Genomic DNA, 19,116 nt, shown 5'->3' on the forward strand with positions numbered 1-19,116 from the left:
GACGAGCTGCGCCAGGAACCGGTGGGCGCCCCCGGGCGTCGTAGCGAACCAGCGGTGGTCCGGCGGCGAGCGGAGCACAGATGATCCGGGTTCTGGTGGTCGACGACGAGGCCATGATCCGTACGGGGTTCCGGCACATTCTCGACGCCGCGGACGACATCGAGGTCGTGGCGGCGGTCCCGGGCGGCCAGGCTGTCCGGGCCGTGCGGGGTGCGCGTCCGGACGTGGTGCTGCTCGACATCCGGATGCCGGACGTGGACGGGCTCACCGTGCTGGCCGAGCTGCGCCGCCTGCCCAATCCGCCGGTGGTGGCGATGCTGACGACCTTCGACATGGACGAGTACGTGGCCGCCGCCCTGCGCTCCGGGGCGGCCGGCTTTCTGCTGAAGGACACCGACCCGGAGCAACTGCCGTACCTGATACGTTCCTTGGCCGACGGCGGGGTCGTACTGTCGGCCAAGGTCACCCGCACCGTCGTCGACGGCTATCTGGACGCCGATCCCCGCAACCCGGCCGCCCTCGGCGTCGACCGGCTGACGGACCGCGAGCGGACCGTGCTCTTCCTCGTGGCCGAGGGCCTGTCCAACGCGGGCATCGCCGAGCGGATGCACCTCAGCACCGCGACGGTCAAGGACCATGTCAGCGCGGTCCTCACCAAGCTGGAGGTGGGCAGCCGTGTCCAGGCGGCGCTGCTCGCCGAACGGGCCGGCCTGCTCAAGGAACCGCCCCCGGATCCGGAGGGCCGATGAATCCCCGCCGCGCGCCCGCTGCCCTGATCGACGCCGTCCTGATCGCCGCCGCCCTGCTGGACATCTGGGTCCATGTCGACTCCGAGGACCACCTGGCCGTGGCCTGCGCGCTGCTCGGCGCGTTCGCACTCGTCCTGCGGCGCCGTCTGCCGCTGGTGACGTATCTGCTCGCCCTCCCGTCGACCCTCGTCACGGACGCGGTGTTCGCCACCCTGGCCGCGCTCTTCACTCTCGCCTCGCTCAACCGTCATCGTGTCCTGCTGGCCGGCTGCGCCCTCGCGTTCACGGTCAGCGACACCACCTCATGGTGGTGGCCGACACCGGAGCTCGCCGACCCGACGGACCCCTTCGACCTGATCACGCTCACCTACAGTCTGGCGACGGCGGCCGCGCCCGTCTTCCTCGGACAGCTCGTCCAGGCCCGGCGTGAACTCGCGCTGCGGCTCGACGAGATCACCGCAGCACGCGAGATGGAACGCCGGCTGCTCGCCCAGAGCGTGCTGGCCAAGGAGCGCGCGCAGCTGGCCCGGGAGATGCACGACGTCGTCTCCCACCAGGTCAGCCTGATCGCGGTCCGGGCCGGGGCGCTCCAGGTGAGCAGCCGCGAGACCGGGGTGAAGGAGGCCGCGGCCGACATCCGGCGGCTCGCCGTGCAGACGCTGGACGAACTGCGGCACATGGTCGGTGTGCTGCGCGCCGCCGGCAGCCGCCCCACCGAACTGACCCCCCAGCCGCTGCTCGCCGACCTGCCGCAACTGGTCGACGGCAGCGGCATCGAGGCCGAGCTGCGGGCCGACCTGCCCGAGGGCCTCCCGCCCACGGTGCAGCGTGCCGTCTACCGCACCGTCCAGGAGGCCCTGACCAACGTACGCAAACACGCCCCCGGAACCCGGGCCACGATCCGTATCGGGACAACCGGCGAGACCCTGCACGCCGTGATCACCAACTCGGCCCCCGACCGCCCCGCCCTCGCCCTCCCCGGCGCCCACCACGGCCTGGCCGGCCTGCGTCAGCGCGCCGAACTCCTGGGCGGCAGCGTCACCGCCGGCCCCACGACCGACGGCGGCTACGAACTGCGGATGGAACTTCCGGGCCAGGACGCGTCCTGATGAGACCAGGGGCCGCGGTGGCCAGGGCTCAGTCGTGCGGTGCCTTCCCGCTGACCCGGTGGTCCGCGTGGCTGAGCGCCTCCACGACCAGGCGGCGCAGGTGCCCGTCGCTCAGGCGGTAGTAGATGTGCCGGCCCTCGCGGCGGGTGTCCACGAGCCCGGCCAGGCGCAGCTTCCCGAGGTGCTGGCTGACCGCCGTGCGCGAGGCGTCGATGCGCTCGGTGAGGGAACCGACGTCCGACTCGCCTTCCGCCAGCAGCCACAGCAGGTGCAGCCGGGTCGCGTCCGAGAGCATCGCGAACACCCCGGTCGCCTCGGCGAGCCGTGCACTGTCCGGGGCCCGTAGATGCGCATCGGCCGCAGGTGAGATCGCGTGGCTTTCGGGCATGGGGCAAGCCTAGAGCCACCGGGCCGGGCGGGGCGGGGCCCGGCCGTGCGCCGGTCATCTTCAGCCATCATGTGCGCAGGTGCGCACATGATGGCTACACTTGCGGGACCGACCGGACCTCGTGCCCCGGGAGCCGCCCGCATGCTCGCCGTCCTGCGCAACCGCACCTACCGTCACCTCTTCGCCGCCCAGGTCATCGCCCTGATCGGCACCGGGCTGGCCACAGTGGCCCTCGGTCTGCTGGCGTACGACCTCGCGGGCGCCGACGCCGGTTCGGTGCTCGGCACCGCGCTCGCGATCAAGATGGTGGCGTACGTGGCGATCGCCCCGGCCGTCGGAGCGGTCGCCGACCGGCTGCCGCGCCGGGCGCTCATGGTGAGCGCCGACCTGACCCGGGCGGGGGTCGCGCTGTTCCTGCCGTTCGTGGACCAGGTCTGGCAGGTGTACGTCCTGGTGTTCCTGCTCCAGTCCGCCTCGGCCGCGTTCACGCCGGCCTTCCAGGCCGTCATCCCCGACGTCCTGCCCGAGGAACGCGACTACACGCAGGCGCTGTCCATGTCCCGGCTCGCCTACGACCTGGAGAGCCTCTTCTCCCCCACGCTGGCGGCGGCCCTGCTGTCCGTCATCACGTACAACTGGCTGTTCACCGGCACCGTGCTGGGCTTCCTCGCCTCGGCGGTGCTCGTCGTCTCGGCGGTCCTGCCCAGGCCCGCGCCCGCCCCGATGCCGCGCACCGGCGGCGCGCGCACCAGGGCCACCGCGGGCACCCGCCTCTTCTTCGCGCTCCCGCAGCTGCGCGCCCTGCTCGCGCTGAACCTCGCGGTCGCCGCCGCGAGCGCGATGGTGACCGTCAACTCCGTCGTCTACGTCCGTGACTTCCTGGGCCTGTCGACCGGCGCCGTACCGCTGGCGCTCGGCGCGTACGGCGCGGGGTCGATGGTCGTGGCGCTGGTCCTGCCGCGCGTGCTGGACCGGGTCCCGGACCGGACGGTGATGCTGCGCGGCGCACTGCTGCTCGCTGCCGTCTTCGCCGCGCTCGCCGCCATCACGGCGGCGCGGAGCGGGAGTTGGCGGTGGCCCGCCCTGCTGGTGGTGTGGGCGGCGTTCGGCGCCGCGTGCTCACTGGTGCTCACGCCGACCGGCAGGCTGATCCGCCGCTCGGCCCCGGCCCAGGAGCGCACTGCGGCCTTCGCGGCGCAGTTCTCCCTCTCCCACGGTTGCTGGCTGCTGACGTACCCGCTGGCCGGATGGCTCGGCGCGGAGGCCGGGCTGCAGGCGGCCGTCGTCTCCCTCGGCGGGATCGCACTGGGCGCCGCCCTGCTGGCCGTACGCCTGTGGCGGACGGCACCGGCCGCCGTGGAGCACGAGCACACCGAACTCCACGACGACCACCCCCACCTCGCCGGCGCCACGCGGGTGGGCGCCGGCTGGCGGCACCATCACGGCTTCGCCGCCGACGAACTGCACCACCGGGTACCGGTGTTCTCCCCGCGGCCCTTCGCTACCGCGTCGCCGGGTACGCCGCGACGGCCGCCGCGAGCCGGGGCGCGGCGAACGCGGTCCCGCAGGTGAACCGCAGCAGTGGCCCGAAGGTCGCCGCCGCCTGGATGCCCGTGAAGTACAGGCCGGGCACGGAGGACTGGAGCCCCGCGTCGAGATGCGGGGAGCCTCCGGTGCGGGCGAGCCCGGCCCGCAGTTCGGGGGCCAGGAAGTCCAGCCCGTCCAGGCGGACTTGGTAGCCGGTGGCCGCCAGGACGTGCTCTGCTGCGACCGAGTGCGTACGTCCGTCGCCGTCCCTGGTGGTGAGCAGGACGCCACCGTCGTGCCGTCGCGCACCGGTGATGCTCTCGCGCAGCCGTAGGGGAACGACCCCGTCGAGGCGCGGCTTGAGCCACCACGCCCCGAACGGACCGAGCACCCGCTCGACCAGCCGCAGCCGCGCTTCCGTGGGCAGGAAGCGGAAGGCGGCGGCCCGGTGGACCACCCCGTACAGCCCCCAGGAACGTCCCAACGGGGTGTCGGGCTGCCAGTGCGGCGGCGGAGTCGGCGCCGCGCCGAACACCAACTTTCCGGCCCGGACCATCAGTTGGACCTGCGCACCGGCCTCGTGCAGCAGGGCGGCGCTCTCCTGCGCCGACTGCCCGCCGCCCACCACGACGACGTCCCGTCCGGCGAACGCCTTGAGGTCGGCGTGCTGCGAACTGTGCGAGACGAGCCCCTCGGGGACGAACTCGGCGAGCGGCTCCGGGACGTGCGCGAAGCCGTCCATTCCACTGGCCACGACCACGGCCGCCGCCCGCAGCTCCTCGCCCGAGGCGAGCTTGAGACGGAAGCCGTCGGCCTGCCGGTCGACCCCTAGGACCCGGACCCGCTCCACCTCCGGCACCAACTCCTCGGCGAACCAACGCCCGTACCGCACGAACATCTCGACCGGCACCCGGTCGTGCCCGGTCGGCCGGACCTCGCCCGACTGCTGCCGGGCGTAGTCGTCCAGCGTGAACCCCGCTCGCGGCGCCGACAGCATCGACGCGCTCGGCGGTGACTTCAGCAGCATGCCCGCGGGCATGTTCTCGGCCCAGCTCGCCATCGGCGAACCGAACACCCTGACACTCAGGCCGCGCGCCTTCAGATGCGCGGCGGTGGACAGGCCGTACGGGCCCGCCCCGATGACGACGACGTTCTTGGACATGACTGGGATTCCCCCCTGGCGCGGGCGCTGTCGAGCAGCCCGCGCTCACGGCATGGCATGGCATGAAAGGTCAGAACTTCAGATGCACACCGAAGGCCGCCGCGTCCGCGGCAGCAGGGAGGAAGCGGGCGGGCCGCGCCGGACGACCGTGTCCGCCAGGAGGACCTGGAGGGGAACGCCGGGCGCGGGCCCGGCAAACGCGCATGCTCCGGCGTGGCGGGCCGCGGTCGGATCGGCGGAGGTACGGACCGGGGTGAACAGCCTGCGCAGCACCTCGCGCAGCTTCTCCCACTCGCATCCCGCCGCGTACAGCACGCGCCGGCGGCAGGTGTCCACACCGTGCAGCAGCATCGCGCACAGCACGGTCAGCAGCACATGCCCGATCACGACCGGCCAGCCCGCGTGCACGGAGGACGGCCACAGGGCATGCCCCGGAACGGACACGGAGCCGTCGGCCCGTACGAACCAGTAGCCCACGACCACCTGCGTGCCGGCCGCCAGCACCAACTGCCGTACCAGCGGCTTGTCGTGCCCGGCGCCGGGCAGCGCGACACCGAAGAGCAGGCAGGCGGCGAGAGCCCGCACCAGCCACGAGGGACTGGAGTCGAACGCCAGATGGTGAACCGTGGACGCGACCGCGGTGCCGAGTACGGAGAACAGCCCCGCCCGGGCAGCCGCCACCGGCACCACACGCGGAACCCTGCCGCGGTGGCGCACACGGGACACATCCACCGAACCCCCCATGACCCACCCATCATGAGGCGCGCCCGCGCCCGTGTCACCACCGCATCGCGGCTCTGCGCCGCCCGTGCGGCCCACGGACCGACGTCCGCCCCGCCGACCCGCGCCGGGCGCCAGGGTTTCGGACGGCCCTCGTATCGGCGAACGAATTCGCCTCACAGAGTCGTTCGGCCGCCGGGCGAGCGGCGCAGGTGGCGCAGGTGGCCCAGGTGACGCGTCACCTGACCGGTTGACGACCGTGGCGGGTCGGGGCACCCGGCTTCGGGGTGGCTGCGACGATGCGCCCATGGCATCTGGGGCAGGCACCGCTGAGAGTTCGGCGACAGCGCGACTCGTCCTGCTGACGCTCGCGGCAGGTCAGTTCCTGATGGCGCTCGACAGCTCGGTCATGAACGTCTCGATCGCCACCGTGGCCGAGGACGTGGGCACGACCGTGACGGGGATCCAGGGCGCCATCACGGCCTACACCCTCGTGATGGCGATGTTCATGATCCCGGGCGGCAAGGTCGGTGCGCTGATCGGCCGCAAACGCGCGTTCATGATCGGCTGCGCCGTCTACGGCTGCGGCTCCCTGACCACGGCGCTCGCACCGAACCTCCCCGTCCTGCTGCTCGGCTGGGCGTTGCTCGAGGGCCTCGGAGCCGCGCTCATCCTGCCCGCGATCGTGGCGCTGGTGGCGGGCAACTTCTCCGCCGAACGCCGGCCCGCCGCCTACGGACTCGTCGCGGCCGCGGGGGCCGTGGCCATCGCGGTGGGGCCGCTCATCGGGGGCGTCGCGACCACGTACTTCTCCTGGCGCTGGGTGTTCGCCGGTGAGGTCGTGGTGGTGCTCGGCATCCTGCTGCTCGCCCGCCCCATCGCCGACGCACCGGTCGGCGAACGCACCCGCATCGATCTCGTCGGCTGCGTGCTCTCCGCCCTCGGGCTCGGGATCTTCGTCTACGGAGTCCTCCGCTCGGACGAGTGGGGCTGGTTCCAGCCCAAACCCGACGCGCCCTCGTGGCTCGGGGTCTCGCTGGTCGTGTGGCTGATGCTGGCCGGCCTGCTGCTGATCTGGCTCTTCCTCCACTGGGAGGCGCGCCTCGTGGAGCGGCACAAGGAGCCGCTCGTCGACCCGGCCATGCTGCGGAACAAACAGCTCAGCGGCGGCCTGACGATGTTCTTCTTCCAGTACCTCGTGCAGATGGGCGTGTTCTTCGTCGTACCGCTGTATCTGTCGGTGGCCCTGGGACTGTCCGCGCTCAAGACCGGTGCCCGCATCCTGCCGCTGTCGCTGACGCTGCTGGCGGCCGCGATCCTGATCCCGCGCTTCTTCCCGGACGTCTCGCCGCGCCGGGTGGTGCGGCTCGGGATCCTCTCGCTGCTCGCGGGCGCGGTGGTCCTGATGGCCGCGCTCGACGTGGAAGCCGGAGCGGAAGTCGTCACCATCCCGCTCCTGCTGATCGGGCTCGGCATGGGCGCACTGGCGTCCCAGCTCGGGTCGGTCACCGTGTCCGCGGTGCCGGAGGCGCAGAGCGCGGAGGTCGGCGGAGTCCAGAACGCCGTCACCAACCTCGGCGCCTCGATCGGTACGGCACTGGCCGGGTCGATCATGATCGCCGCGCTCACGACCTCGTTCCTGACCAGCATCGAGCAGAACCCGGCGGTCCCGGCCGACGTCAAGAGCCAGGCCTCCGTCGAGCTCCAGAGCGGCGCGCCCTTCCTGTCGGACGCGCAGCTCAAGACCGCGCTCGACGAAGCCGGCGCGAGCGCGGAGGTCTCCCGGGCGGCGCTCGACGCGAACAGCGAAGCGCGGCTCGACGGCCTGCGCGCCGCACTCGCCGTCCTCGCCCTCGCCGCGGTGCTCGCCCTGTTCTTCACCTCCCGGATCCCGACGACCCAGCCCCGCTCCGCGAAGCCGTAGCCCAGCCGCCCAGCCGGGCCATGAGGGGTGCGGCGTACCGGGCTGCGGCCGTCGCGCCGGCCACCGCGTCACGTCACCAGTTGACGGCGTCGTCCATCGACTGCTGCCAGTACGTGACCTTGAGCGAGTCGTCGACGTAGACGCCCTTCGCGGGCAGCGACGGGTTGGCGCCCGCGCCGACGCTCTCGTTGCCGGAAGGACCGTGGAAGTAGACGGCCAGGGACTTCACGGTCTCGCCGTTCGAGCCGCTGCCGTCGGTGGCGGACAGGCTCACGGAGGCGTAGCCGGACTCGCCGGGCTTGAGCGTGACGACCGCCTGCGGCTGCGAGTCCTCGATGACCGGAGGCACGGACTGGGCCTCACCGAAGCGGACGGCCGGGTAGCCGTAGAGGTAGCAGGTCCCGCTGCCGGTGTTGGTCACCGTGAGCAGCATGTGGTTCACGGGGCGGTTCAACGGGGCCGCCACCGTCTTGGTGTTGGACCCCTCACAGGTGACCGTCCTGCCCGACGAGCCGGGAGCCTTGGACGCGGGGGTGTGCGTGACGTCCGAGGCGTTGGAGCCGGAGTTGGAGCCCGAGGTGGAGTTGGAGCCGGTGTGGGAGCCGGAGTTGGAGGACGAGGCGCCGGAAGAGGGGCTCGCCGTCGCGGAGTTGGACGACGCGGCGCCCTCGTCCTGGGCACCCGTTCCGTCGCTGCACGCCGTCAGGGAGAGCGCGGCGAGGACGACGGTCGTGGCGGCGCCGACGAGACGGGTGCGGGAGGTGCGGATGCTGGACATGTAAGCGGTGCCCCTTCGGTGTTCGGGTGGTGGTGGTGATTGGATGACCGAAGCTTGGGCGGTGATCCGTCCCCACCGCCACGTATGGCGGGCAATTGGGGACGCTGGAACGCCGAAACGCGCTCTGACCAGGGCGAATTCAGTGTCCCTGGAACGCGTGAACGGGATACGGGCAATGGGGGAACGGGTGTCAGGGGCAACAGGGGCCGCGCAGACGGAGGCGTTCGCGCGGCTGTTGCGGGAGCTCAAGGACCGCTCGGGACTGAGCTACGGGACGCTCGCCAAGCGGCTGCACATGAGCACGTCGACGCTGCACCGCTACTGCAACGGCACCGCGATTCCGGTGGACTACGCACCGGTGGAGCGCCTCGCGAGGGTCTGCCGTGCGACCCCGCAGGATCTGGTGGAGCTGCACCGGCGCTGGATCCTGGCGGACGCGGCGCGGGGGCGCGGGGCCGGCTCGGCCGATGCGGCCGAGCCGGCCGAAACGGCCAATGCGTCGCAGGCGTCCGAAGTGTCCGATGCCTTGGGAGCGTTGGAGCCGGGCGAGGGTGAGATCGGGGAGCCGGTCGTCGACGCGCCGCTCGCGCCGGCACCGGACCGTCGCCGTCGCCGTCGCCGGACCGTGCTGATCGCCTCCGTCGCGGCGGCCGTCGTACTGGGTGCCGTGGTGCTCTCCGTGCGTCCGCCGTTCGGCGGCGGGCACGACGCGGGGGACGAACGGGCGGCCGGTGCCACCGCCGGGATCACCGGTACCGCGGACGACGGGAAGCCGTCCGCCTCCCCGTCCCCGAGCGGCAAGGGACAGCGGCCGTCCGCATCGGCCTCCGCCTCGGCCACCGAGTCGGCGGGGACCGGGTCCGGCACCTCGAAGGACGGCGGCAAACAGGGCACGGCCCCGACCACCACGGCCGTACCGCTCACGGTCGGCACCCGTCCCTACGTCTACGAGGACCCGTGCAGCCAGCACTTCCTCGTCGACAGCAAGCCCGAGCAGGTCGGTCCGCCCGCGAGCGAGCAGGACGCCTCGCGCTGGGCCGCCGCGTACGGGGCGGTGTCCTCGGGCGAGCAGCGGGTCGCCCTCACCGTGCAGGGCACCGGCGAGGAGACCGTCGTCCTGGAGGCGCTGCACGTACGCGTCCTCACCAAGGGCGCGCCGCTCGCCTGGAACGACTACTCGATGGGCGTCGGCTGCGGCGGCGGCGTCGGCACCAAGACGTTCGACATCGGCCTCGACGCCGGCAGCCCGACGGTGGCCGTCAAGAACGGCCAGCGCGACTTCCCTTACAAGGTCAGCGAGTCCGACCCCGAGGTCTTCTACGTCACCGCCCACACCACGGCGCACGACGTCCGCTGGGACCTCACCCTGGACTGGTCCAGCGGCAGCCGCCACGGCACCGTCCACATCGACAACGGCGGCACCCCGTTCCGCACCAGCGCCGACGCCGACCGCCCGGGCTACGACTACCCGCTGGGCGGCGGGGAGTGGATCGAGCGGGAGGGCGGCTGACGGCGCCGCCCCTCGGAGCCGACGGCCTGCCACAAGCACTGCTTCGGCAGGCCGTCCCCGTCGCTGCACATCTGCGCCGGACCTGACTGATCAGCGATGGAACCACTCGCGTGCCGGGACGCCCAGCATCGTCTTGGCGATCAGGGCGGGGATCGCCAACGAGAGGATCACGGTGGGCGCGCCCAGGACGAGGAAACCGATCAGCGCGAACAGCATGACCCAGCACTCGACGACGAGCAGGGTGACCCGCACCCAGGAGAACCGCTTGCGCGCGAAGACGCCGGAGACGAAGAGCGCGCCCGCCGCGAAGAAGCTCGCGTACACGGACAGCCGGACCAGGCCGAGATGCGGGACGTCCTGGCCCTGTGTGATGTCCAGCGCGTTCGAGATGACGGCCCCGGCGAAGAAGTTGGCCACGCCCTGGAACCACACCCCCACCAGTGCACCTTTGACGCCTCTCGGCATGCGCTCCGGCACCTGGTCCGACACCTGAGTGGTCATGAGCTCTCCCCCTCTTCCCCTACGCACCTGAAGACCGACGAGGCGGTGGAGTTCCGCCGCGCCCGCCCACTGTGCGCGCGCCGCCCGGGACCCCTCCCCGGGCGGCACCGGTAGACCGTGGCCGTGACCGGTTGGCGGTCGCGCCCCTCTCGACAGGCCCGCAAGGGGAAGGGAAGTGCATGGTGCGTACGCGCTCCGGGGGGTTCCTCGCCGTCCTGACCCTGATCGCCCTGCTGATGACGGCGTGCGGTGCGTCGGCGCCGAAGACCTCGTGGCAGGAACTGTTCCGGGAGTACACGAGGTCGACCCACGTGAAGAACGACAAGATCCCCGGCAACGGCGGGACGACTGCGGACCGGCTCGCCAATCTCGCCTCCATGGGTACACCGGACCAGCTGCTGGCCGGACTGCTGGTCGCCTCCCCGTGCGAGGCATACGCCGGCTGCCGGCCCGGTGGAGCGGCCGGCCGGGCCGTGCGGGACTTCGCGGGGTCCGGCGGATCGGTCTTCGAGCGCTCCGTCCTGGTCAAGCACCACAGCGGGTCGCTGGAGCTGGTGACGCTGTACGTGGCACGCCGACACGACGGGACCGCGGCGCTCGTCGACTCCGACGGCCGGACCTACGAAGGAGGTCTGGACGACTTCCGCCGCCACAACGAACTGCTCGGCCCGGACGACGTGATCCTCACGCTGCGCGACATCACCTCCGTACCGGGGAAGGGAAAGGTCGTGGCCGTGTCCGGACACACCACGCCGGACCGCGGTCCGTGGCTCATCGGCTCAGCCGGCGCGGTGCTGGTGCTCGGAGCCGCACTCGCCCTACGGACGGTCCGCCGGCGCGGCCGGGCGACGGCCGGGCCCGGACCGGCACGCGCATGACCGGCTCCCGAACGAACCGGGCACGGCAGCACCCCTGTTGGGCATCACCGCGAGGCCGGGCGTCAGGCCGCGTCGATCAGGGCCAGGTCCAGCGGTACGAGCGTGGTGGACGTGAGCAGGGCGCGGATCAGGTGGTCGTTGAGCGCGTTGCCGACCGGCTCGCCGAGCTCCTCGCGGGTCAGCCAGGGCACCCCGTCGCGGGACAGCCGGATGCGCACCGCGTTGACCAGGTGCTCGACGCGTTTGTCCGTCCAGCCGGCCCGCGGCTGCAACTCGGCGAGTTCGGCGGCCGTCTGGCGCCAGGTCAGCGGTTGCGGCCGCGGCTCGTGCAGCAGATAGCGGCGGCCCAGTACGACGAGGGCGAGCTTCTCCTGTTCGGTGAGCACCCACACCCGGGGCGGGCGGGTGACGTCCCCGTGCCGCGGCGCCGGCCGCTCGCCCCCGGGGCCGGTGACGAACACCTCCAGCAGATGCTCGCGGCCCCCTGTGCCGCCGACGAACAGCGGGGTGTAGCCGGTGTCGAGCGGCAGCGGCTCCTCGTCCCGGAACAGCAGCCGCGCCCCCGCGCAACGGATCGGCAGCCGCCCGGCGTTGCTCACCCACCACTGGCCCTCCCGATGGGTCAGGGTGCCCTGGTGGCGGCTGACCTGGGGGTCGTCCTCGCCGAGGCAGACGTGCACCTCGGGCCGGTTGCGGCCGAACAGGACCACGCGCCCCTCCCCGGGCCCCAGCGTCATGCCGCCGGTCAGCGCGAGCGCGAAGAGGGTGCCCGGCAGGGGTGCGGACACGCCCCGGGCGAGGCTGCCGTGGGTGGCGGGCAGCGGGCTTCCGCCGGAGGCCGGCCGCCGGCTCCCGGCATCGGGCCTGGCCCGGTCCCCCGGCCGTCGGGGTGGCGTTCTCGGTGTCCCCGGATCGGTCATGTCACGCCTTCGGCATTCGCTTCGCGATGTTGTGTACGACGGTCACCGCGAACTGGGTTGCCTTGGCGCACAGTTGCTTGTCCGGCAGCGGCCCGTACACGGTCAGCTGGAACAGTTCGACGGTGTGGTCGCCGAGGGAGTTGGTGTAGGTCCGGTGCGGTGTCCTGATGGTGCAGCTGTCCTTCTCGACGTCTTCGGGCGACAGGTAGCTCTTGATCCCGGCGACGTCCACGGCCTGATCGTCGTCGTCCCCCAGCGAGTTGTCGCGGCTGAACTGGATCTCCACCTCACGGTTGCCGTCGTCGCTCGACCAGTCGCAGTCCCAGGATCCGAAGCCGCGATCCCGGTTCCCCACCTCGACGCCGGGCAGCCGCTGGAGCTCCGTGGCGTCGAGCAGTGTGCACGCGTCCACCCTGGCCAGGGAGTTCGCGGCCGGCGACGACGTACGACGGGGCACCGGTCCGTCGTCCAGCACCCCGACCACGTGGTCGGTGGCGGAGTCGGCCAGTGCGCACGGGTCGGGCGACGGACTGCCGAGCCGCTTCCCGATGATCCGGATCTGCTTGTGGTCGGCGGTCATGACGGCCCGTTCGCAGACGACGCCTTGGGGCTTGAGCGTCACGACCGTGATGTCGCCGACGCGCCACGTGGACAGGTCGCCGTTGAACTGGTCCTGGTTCCCGTCGAGGTTGACCTGGACGTCGGCGTTGTCGTCACCGCTGCTGTTCTGCACCAGGACGTCGCACCGGTCGATCTCCCCGTAGTCCGGGTCGAGTTCGGTGCCGCCGAAGCGACTCAGCGAGGCGGCGTCCATCAACCGGCAGGGGTCCGCGGTCCGTTCGTCACCGATGGTGCCGGGCCGGGCCGTGGCCGAGGGTTTCGCGTCGGTCGTCGCCGTCCGGCCGCCCTTGCTGTCCCTGTCCTTCGAGGCCCACGGGCCGAAGAGCACGACAGCGGCCGTGACGGCTCCCGCGGTGACCAGTGCCACCGCGCCGATCGCCAGGGGGCGCCGGCGTACGAGCCGCGGCAGGCGAAACGTGGGGCGCGTCAGGTCCAGGGGGCGCCGGTCCTGCAACTGGTCCTGGACGTGCGGGGGCGGCGGGGCGGCCTGCGTCAGCAGCTTCCGTGCCCTCGCGGCGTCGGGCCGCTGCCGGGGGTCCACCTCCAGCAGCGCGGTGAGCGGACCGGCCAGCGGACCGGCGTGGCGCGCGGGCTCGATGTGGCCCTCGACGGCCCGCGCCAGATACGCCATGAGGTGTTCGGCCTCCCCGTACGGCGACCGGCCCTCGACCGCCGCGAACAGGGAGGCACCCAGGGAGAACACGTCGGACTTCTCGCCCATGGGCTGTCCCTTGGCCACCTCGGGGGCCAGATACCGGGGTTTGCCGCGCAGACTGCCCGTCGTGCTCTCGGTGACGTCGCTCCACCGGGCCCGGGAGATGCCGAAGTCGGTCAGCCTCGCGACGCCCTCGTCGGTGACGAGGATGTTCTCCGGCGTCACATCTCCGTGCACCACACCCTCGCCGTGGGACTTCACCAGCGCGTCCGCGATCTGGCAGCCGATGGACCCGGCCTCCTCGGGCGTGAGCGGGCCGCGCTCCGTCAGGATCTGCGCGAGGCTGCGCGAGGGCACGTACTCCATGACGATCCAGCAGGTGACGCCCTCCTCGACGAAGTCGAAGACACCCACGATGTTCGGGTGGTGCAGCCGCCCGGCGTTGCGCGCCTCGCCCATCAGCCGCCGCGCGGCCCGGCCGTCGTCCAGGCGCGTGCACTTGACCGCGACCTGCCGCTCCAGCCGCTCGTCCCAGGCCCGCCAGACGACGCCCATCCCGCCCGTACCGATGGGTTCCTGCAGGAGATAGCGGTCCGCGACCTTGTCCCCTGTATCCGGCGTCACCGGCACCGCCCCACTCTTCGCCCCGCTCCTTGCCCCGCCCACCTGCGTGGTCCTGCCGACGGTGACGGAATGTACCCAGGGTGCACTCGTCGGTGATCTCGTTCACAGGACTTCGTACAGACCTACCCAGAACCCCCACAGGGGGGTACTGGGTAGGCCCGGGGTCAGCAACCGTGCACGTCCTTCGTCAGCACCCCCTGCTCCGTCGCGAGCGTGTGGTCGTAGCAGGTGCCGGGTGCCCGCAGCCGGTAGCGCTCGCCGGTCGTGGCCACCGCGTGCCGGTCCTCGCGGGCGACGCCGAGCGTGAAGGTGGCGTCTCCCCGGTAGGTGTCGTCGATGCGGGTGGCGCCGATGTGCGCGTGGTCGCCGACCGACATGATCACGCGCAGGCGGTTGGCGCTGTCGATGGTGGCGCGGCCGTCGAGCGTGTAGGTGCGGTCGGTGCGGGCCACGTGTCCGTCGGTGGTCACGGCCTGGTGGTCGGTCCACTCGCCGGTCTGGTCGTCGGTGTTCTCGTCCGGCGTCCACCGGTGGTCGATCGCGGTCGTGAGGGTCCGCTCGACCGTCGTCGTGACCCGGCCGTGGGAAGTGTCGAGGTAGCCGGTGGCCTTCAGCCGGTCCTTGCCGTCGGTCACCAGGTGCCGCAGCGAACCGTCGGTGAAGGTGTTGGTCACGGCCGGACCGGCCTTCTTGTACGACGTCAGGGCCCCGGTCACCACGGACTTGTGCGCGTCCTGCCAGACGAGGATGTTGGTCGGCGCGCTCCACCCGGTCTGCCCGGCCGGCACGCCGACCACCGACACGTCGACCTTGTGCGCCCTGCCGTCGTTGAGCAGCCCCGCGAACGGGGTCAGGTCGAAGGTCAGCGGCCGTACGTCGAAGGCGTACGGGGAGGGGATCACCGACCACAGGTAGGGGGACCAGCCGCCGGTCCACACGTTCGGGTAGGGCGAGGCGATTCCGGCGACCTTCCCGTCGACGCTCACCTGCACCTCGCGGTACGGCCCGTCGTCCCCGCCCTGGCAGGAGTACGACGCGGAGGGCGTGGTCGCCGAGTACCAGAACTCCTCGCAGCCGCCGCCCGATCCGGTGGCGTACACCTCGGCGAGGATCCGCTCGGAGTTGCGCGGGGTGGTGAGGGAGGCGCCGGTCGTCACGCTGTCGCCGTCGCTGAGAGGGATGACCTGGTCGGGAGCGGAGGAGGTGCGGTCGGCGTGGTCGGCGGCGGGTCCTTCGGGGGCGTAGAAGGTGAGGGTCACCTTGACGTCGAGGATCCCGGTGTAGGTGTCGTTGACAACGTTGCCGATGAGCATGTCGACGGACTGCGCGCTGCTCAGCGTCTTCTCGTACTCGGTGACGTCCTTCTCGACGGACCAGTCGATCCCGTCCTGCGAGGGCTCCGGCGTCGACGTACGGAAGACCTGCACGCCGCCGATGTCCAGATACCCGAGCCGGTCGTACTGCCGCCCCTTCACGTTCCCGTCCATACGCAGCACGACCTTGGACCAGCGGCCGGGGGTGCCGCAGCCGGTGGGCGGGGTGTAGGTGCCGGTGTAGGGGGTGAAGTCCTTGAACTTCGCCTCGGCGACCGTGACCGAACACGACTTGGTGTGCGGCGTGAAGACGGCCGGGGCGGCGGTCACGGGGTCGTGGTAGTCGGTCCCGAACTCGGTCGGCACCGTGACCGCGGAGGCCGTGCCCACGCAGAGCGCGAGAGCGGCGAGCGCGCCGGTCAGGACGGTGACCGTCCGGCCCGGACGTATCGGGAATCTCATGGGGCCCAGGATTCTCATGTGGCCCAGGGTTCTTGTAGGCGTCGCGCGTGTCATACGGCGCAGTGAACACGCACATCCCGGTCCCGGCCCAGGGGAGTTGAAGAGGTCTTGACCAATTCCGGCCCACTCCCTGACCGAGCGGTGCCGCGCCCGTTCACGCCAGCCGGCGCAGGTCCTCCAGATAGCGCAGGACCGCGGCGACCCGCCGGTCCACCTGGTCGGCGGGGGACAGATCGAGTTTGGCGAAGATGCTGCGGATGTGCTTGTGGACCGCGCCCTCGGTCACCACGAGGCGTTCGGCGATGGCGGTGTTGCCCAACCCCTCGGCCATCAGGGCGAGTACGTCCCGTTCGCGCGGGCTGAGCCGGTCGAGGCGGGTGTCCTGACGGGAGCGGGTGAACAGCTGGGCGACCACCTCCGGGTCGATGGCGGTGCCCCCGGCCGCCACCCGCCGCAGGGCGTCGAGGAACTCCTCCACCCGGCCGACGCGTTCCTTCAGCAGATAGCCGAGGCCGCCCGCCCCACCGCCGAGCAGTTCGGTGGCGAAGCTCTGCTCGACGTACGCGGACAGCACGAGGACGGCCAGGTCGGGGCGGCGGCGCCGGGCCTCCACGGCCGCGACGATGCCCTCGTCGGTGTGCGTAGGCGGCATGCGTACGTCGAAGATGGCGACGTCCGGCTTGTGTTCGTCGACGGCGGTCAGCGCCTCGTCGGCGGTCCCGGCCGTGGCCACCACGTCGAGGGACTCCGCGCGCAGCAGCAGGGCGAGCCCCTCGCGCAGCAACGGGTCGTCCTCGGCGATCACGATCCGCATGTCACGCTCCACAGGGAAGATCCACCTCAAGGGTGGTCGGGCCGCCGGGCGGGCTCGCCACGGTGAGGCTACCGTCGTGGGCCGCCACGCGGCGGCGGATGCCGGTGAGCCCGGATCCGCCGTCCTCGTCGGCGCCGCCGCGGCCGTCGTCCTCGACGCGCAGGCGCAGTCGTCCGCCGCGGGCGCGGGCCGTGACGGTGGCGTGCGTCGCGCCGCTGTGCTTGGCGACGTTGGTCAGGGCCTCGGCGACGACGAAGTAGGCGGTCGCCTCGACGGACGCGGCGCAGCGTTCGGGCACGTCCACGTCGGTCCGGCAGGGCACGGCGCAGTCCGCGGCGAGCCCGGAGAGCGCGCCGGTCAGGCCGCGGTCGGCGAGCACCGGGGGCAGGATGCTGCGCGAGACGGTGCGCAGTTCGGCGAGTGCCTGCTCGGCGGCGGACTGGGCACGTTCGAGGAGTTCGTCGGCGGCGGCCGGGTCGCGGGCGACCATGCGGCGGGCGGCGCCGACCAGGACGGTGACGCCGACCAGCCGGTTCTGGGCGCCGTCGTGCAACGAGCGCTCGATACGGCGCAGTTCGGTGGCGTGGGCGTCCAGGGCGGCGGCACGGGTGGCGGTGAGCTCGACGACCCGCAGCGAGAGGTCCGTCTCCGGGCCGGCCGCGAGGAGCCGGCGTCCCGGCCCGGCCTGCGCCCGCGCCATGGCGGGGGTGAGTCCCAGGACGATGCTGATCCAGCCCAGGCCGAGCAGGGCCACGGCGAGGGCTTCCGGCCAGGAGTGCGCGCTGCCGATGCCGATGGAGGTCGCGGTCAGGCCCTTGGGCATGAACGTCCAGTACAGCGGAAAGGCGGTGTCGCGCACCGCGAAGAGCGGCAGCCAGACGCCGAGCAGGCCCAGCAGCAGCCCGAGGGTGGAGTGCCGCAGCATCCAGCGCAGTTCGCGGCGGGTGGTCGGGTCGACGAGGGCGGGCCGCAGCCGCGTCGGCGGCGGCTCGGGGGCGACGACCTCGGGGCCCCAGCGGGCGAGCCGGGTGCGTTCCCGTGCGGACACGGCGTGCAGTGCGCGCAGCACGCCGGGCGCCATGAGGAGCCCCACGCCGATCAGCGAGGTCACGGCGGTGAGGGCGAGCCAGAGCAGCACGAGCAGGGCGGTGAGAGCCGTGCCGAGGCCGGAGGCCAGCTGTCCGGTCGCGGTGCCCGCGCCGCGAAGGGTGCCCACGACGGTTTCCTTGAGGGTGGTGTCGCGGTCACCGGTCAGCGCGTCCTGCTGCATGGCCATGCGTGCCCTCCCTTCGTCGCGAAGGACCCTACGCCGTGGACGAGTTGGCGGTCGGCCGCGGACCCGGGAAGTACAGCCTGCTGTACCTCGAACCGGGCAGGCTGCGGGATCGGCCGAGAGGGGTGCTGATCCATAGCGTCGGTGACGACAGCCGACCACGGGAGGAAGCCCCATGCAGAACACCGACCCCTACCGCCTGACCAGCGCCGACACCAAACCGACGACGCCGGCTCTCACCCGCGGCGACGTCCTGCGCACGCTGCTGTGGAGCGTCGTCGTGATGAGCGCGGTCGCCAACATGGCGGCCTCCTACGGCGAAGCCGCCACCTGGGTGCACCTGGTCTGCGGCGCGGTCACCGTGCTCTGCGCCGGCACGCTCGTCGTGCGCAACCTGCGGGGCCGTCGATGAACGCCCTGTTCGCCCGCACCGGAAGCGCCCGTCCCGGGCCCGCCGCGTCGCAGCACACGCCCGCCATCGCCCTCGAGCACGTCAGCAAGGCGTACGCGGGCGGCGTACGAGCCCTCGACGACGTGTCGTTGACAGTGGAGCGCGGCACCTTCCTGGCCGTGATGGGGCCCTCGGGCTCGGGCAAGAGCACCCTGATGCACTGCGCGGCCGGCCTGGACTCCCCGACGTCGGGGGAGGTCCGCATCGACGGCCGGGAGATCGGCGGACTGAACGAGACGCGCCGTACCGGACTGCGCCGGGAGCGCGTCGGTTTCGTCTTCCAGGCCTACAACCTCATCCCCTCGCTCAGCATCCAGGACAACATCACCCTGCCGCTGCGGCTGGCCGGACGCACCCCCGACCACGACTGGCTGCACACGCTGGTGGAGCGGGTCGGGCTGGCCGACCGGCTGGCCCACCGGCCGGCCGAGCTCTCCGGCGGTCAGCAGCAACGTGCCGCGATCGTACGGGCGTTGGTGGCAAAGCCGGCCGTCGTGTTCGCCGACGAGCCGACCGGCGCGCTGGACCTGCGCAGCGCCCACGAGGTCCTCGACCTGCTGCGGGACCTCGTGCACGACCTGCGCCAGACGGTGGTGATGGTCACCCACGATCCGGCCGCCGCGGCCCGCGCGCACCGGGTGCTGGTGATGGCCGACGGCCGTGTGGTCGAGGCGCTCGACACCCCGACCGCTCCCGAACTCGCCGACCGTCTCGTCGCGTTGGGGAGGGCCTGAGCC

18 protein-coding genes are annotated in these 19,116 nt (G+C 72.3%); 8 read left to right on the forward strand and 10 right to left on the reverse strand.

Annotation, left to right across the window (positions count from 1 at the left end; all coding sequences use genetic code 11):
• Positions 1-80: 80 nt before the first annotated feature.
• Positions 81-749 (forward strand): response regulator, encoded by a 669-nt coding sequence (locus OG303_RS24300; protein WP_405870847.1) that lies wholly within the window; start codon positions 81-83, stop codon positions 747-749.
• Positions 746-1,858 (forward strand): sensor histidine kinase, encoded by a 1,113-nt coding sequence (locus tag OG303_RS24305; RefSeq protein ID WP_405870848.1) that lies wholly within the window; start codon positions 746-748, stop codon positions 1,856-1,858. The genes OG303_RS24300 and OG303_RS24305 overlap by 4 nt, the downstream gene beginning before the upstream one ends.
• A 28-nt stretch (positions 1,859-1,886) precedes the next feature.
• Here the strand turns inward: OG303_RS24305 and OG303_RS24310 are convergent, their stop codons facing one another.
• Positions 1,887-2,246 carry an ArsR/SmtB family transcription factor gene (locus OG303_RS24310; RefSeq protein WP_405870850.1) on the reverse strand — a complete coding sequence of 120 codons (360 nt, stop codon included), beginning with the start codon at positions 2,244-2,246 and terminating at the stop codon, positions 1,887-1,889.
• A gap of 141 nt (positions 2,247-2,387) precedes the next feature.
• On the opposite strand from OG303_RS24310, the gene OG303_RS24315 reads away from it, so the two are divergent.
• Positions 2,388-3,818 carry an MFS transporter gene (locus tag OG303_RS24315; RefSeq protein WP_405870851.1) on the forward strand — a complete coding sequence of 477 codons (1,431 nt, stop codon included), beginning with the start codon at positions 2,388-2,390 and terminating at the stop codon, positions 3,816-3,818.
• Here OG303_RS24315 and OG303_RS24320 read toward each other — a convergent pair.
• Together OG303_RS24320 and OG303_RS24325 are read right to left on the reverse strand one after the other, a co-directional pair.
• Positions 3,748-4,935, reverse strand: coding sequence for an NAD(P)-binding domain-containing protein (locus tag OG303_RS24320; RefSeq protein WP_405870853.1), 1,188 nt, complete (start codon positions 4,933-4,935; stop codon positions 3,748-3,750). The two genes, OG303_RS24315 and OG303_RS24320, sit on opposite strands and share 71 nt — an antisense overlap.
• A 78-nt stretch (positions 4,936-5,013) precedes the next feature.
• Positions 5,014-5,667, reverse strand: coding sequence for a hypothetical protein (locus OG303_RS24325; RefSeq protein ID WP_405870854.1), 654 nt, complete (start codon positions 5,665-5,667; stop codon positions 5,014-5,016).
• A gap of 295 nt (positions 5,668-5,962) precedes the next feature.
• On the opposite strand from OG303_RS24325, the gene OG303_RS24330 reads away from it, so the two are divergent.
• The gene (locus OG303_RS24330; RefSeq protein ID WP_405870856.1) at positions 5,963-7,579 is read left to right on the forward strand and encodes an MFS transporter; all 1,617 of its coding nucleotides are present in this window, start codon (positions 5,963-5,965) and stop codon (positions 7,577-7,579) included.
• Between the two features lie 73 nt (positions 7,580-7,652).
• Here the strand turns inward: OG303_RS24330 and OG303_RS24335 are convergent, their stop codons facing one another.
• Positions 7,653-8,357 carry a DUF4232 domain-containing protein gene (locus tag OG303_RS24335; RefSeq protein WP_405870857.1) on the reverse strand — a complete coding sequence of 235 codons (705 nt, stop codon included), beginning with the start codon at positions 8,355-8,357 and terminating at the stop codon, positions 7,653-7,655.
• 187 nt (positions 8,358-8,544) lie between these two features.
• On the opposite strand from OG303_RS24335, the gene OG303_RS24340 reads away from it, so the two are divergent.
• A complete protein-coding gene (locus tag OG303_RS24340; protein ID WP_405870858.1) occupies positions 8,545-9,867 on the forward strand; it encodes a helix-turn-helix domain-containing protein in 1,323 nt (440 codons plus the stop codon).
• A gap of 90 nt (positions 9,868-9,957) precedes the next feature.
• On the opposite strand, the gene OG303_RS24345 is transcribed toward OG303_RS24340, so the two are convergent.
• A complete protein-coding gene (locus OG303_RS24345; RefSeq protein WP_405870859.1) occupies positions 9,958-10,368 on the reverse strand; it encodes a hypothetical protein in 411 nt (136 codons plus the stop codon).
• Positions 10,369-10,547: 179 nt separating this feature from the next.
• Here OG303_RS24345 and OG303_RS24350 point away from each other — a divergent pair, with 179 nt between their 5' ends.
• Positions 10,548-11,246, forward strand: coding sequence for a hypothetical protein (locus tag OG303_RS24350; RefSeq protein ID WP_405870861.1), 699 nt, complete (start codon positions 10,548-10,550; stop codon positions 11,244-11,246).
• Between the two features lie 62 nt (positions 11,247-11,308).
• On the opposite strand, the gene OG303_RS24355 is transcribed toward OG303_RS24350, so the two are convergent.
• The 5 genes from OG303_RS24355 to OG303_RS24375 form a co-directional block, all read right to left on the reverse strand.
• Positions 11,309-12,034 carry an FHA domain-containing protein gene (locus OG303_RS24355; protein WP_405870862.1) on the reverse strand — a complete coding sequence of 242 codons (726 nt, stop codon included), beginning with the start codon at positions 12,032-12,034 and terminating at the stop codon, positions 11,309-11,311.
• Positions 12,035-12,167: 133 nt separating this feature from the next.
• Entirely contained in the window at positions 12,168-14,072 is a 1,905-nt protein-coding gene (locus tag OG303_RS24360; RefSeq protein ID WP_405870864.1) for a serine/threonine-protein kinase, read from the reverse strand.
• Between the two features lie 158 nt (positions 14,073-14,230).
• Positions 14,231-15,829 carry a peptide-N4-asparagine amidase gene (locus OG303_RS24365; protein ID WP_405877454.1) on the reverse strand — a complete coding sequence of 533 codons (1,599 nt, stop codon included), beginning with the start codon at positions 15,827-15,829 and terminating at the stop codon, positions 14,231-14,233.
• Positions 15,830-15,995: 166 nt separating this feature from the next.
• Positions 15,996-16,655 carry a response regulator transcription factor gene (locus OG303_RS24370; RefSeq protein ID WP_405870866.1) on the reverse strand — a complete coding sequence of 220 codons (660 nt, stop codon included), beginning with the start codon at positions 16,653-16,655 and terminating at the stop codon, positions 15,996-15,998.
• Between the two features lies 1 nt (position 16,656).
• Positions 16,657-17,925 (reverse strand): sensor histidine kinase, encoded by a 1,269-nt coding sequence (locus OG303_RS24375; RefSeq protein ID WP_405877456.1) that lies wholly within the window; start codon positions 17,923-17,925, stop codon positions 16,657-16,659.
• A gap of 178 nt (positions 17,926-18,103) precedes the next feature.
• Between OG303_RS24375 and OG303_RS24380 the strand changes: the two genes are divergently transcribed.
• Positions 18,104-18,340: a hypothetical protein gene (locus OG303_RS24380; protein ID WP_405870868.1), complete on the forward strand. Its 237-nt coding sequence runs from the start codon at positions 18,104-18,106 to the stop codon at positions 18,338-18,340.
• On the forward strand, positions 18,337-19,113 hold the full coding sequence (locus OG303_RS24385) for an ABC transporter ATP-binding protein (RefSeq protein ID WP_405870870.1): 777 nt from the start codon (positions 18,337-18,339) through the stop codon (positions 19,111-19,113). Before OG303_RS24380 ends, OG303_RS24385 begins: the two co-directional genes overlap by 4 nt.
• Positions 19,114-19,116 lie beyond the last annotated feature (3 nt).

The sequence above is a fragment of the Streptomyces sp. NBC_00005 genome, assembly GCF_045160215.1.
GTDB lineage: Bacteria > Actinomycetota > Actinomycetes > Streptomycetales > Streptomycetaceae > Streptomyces.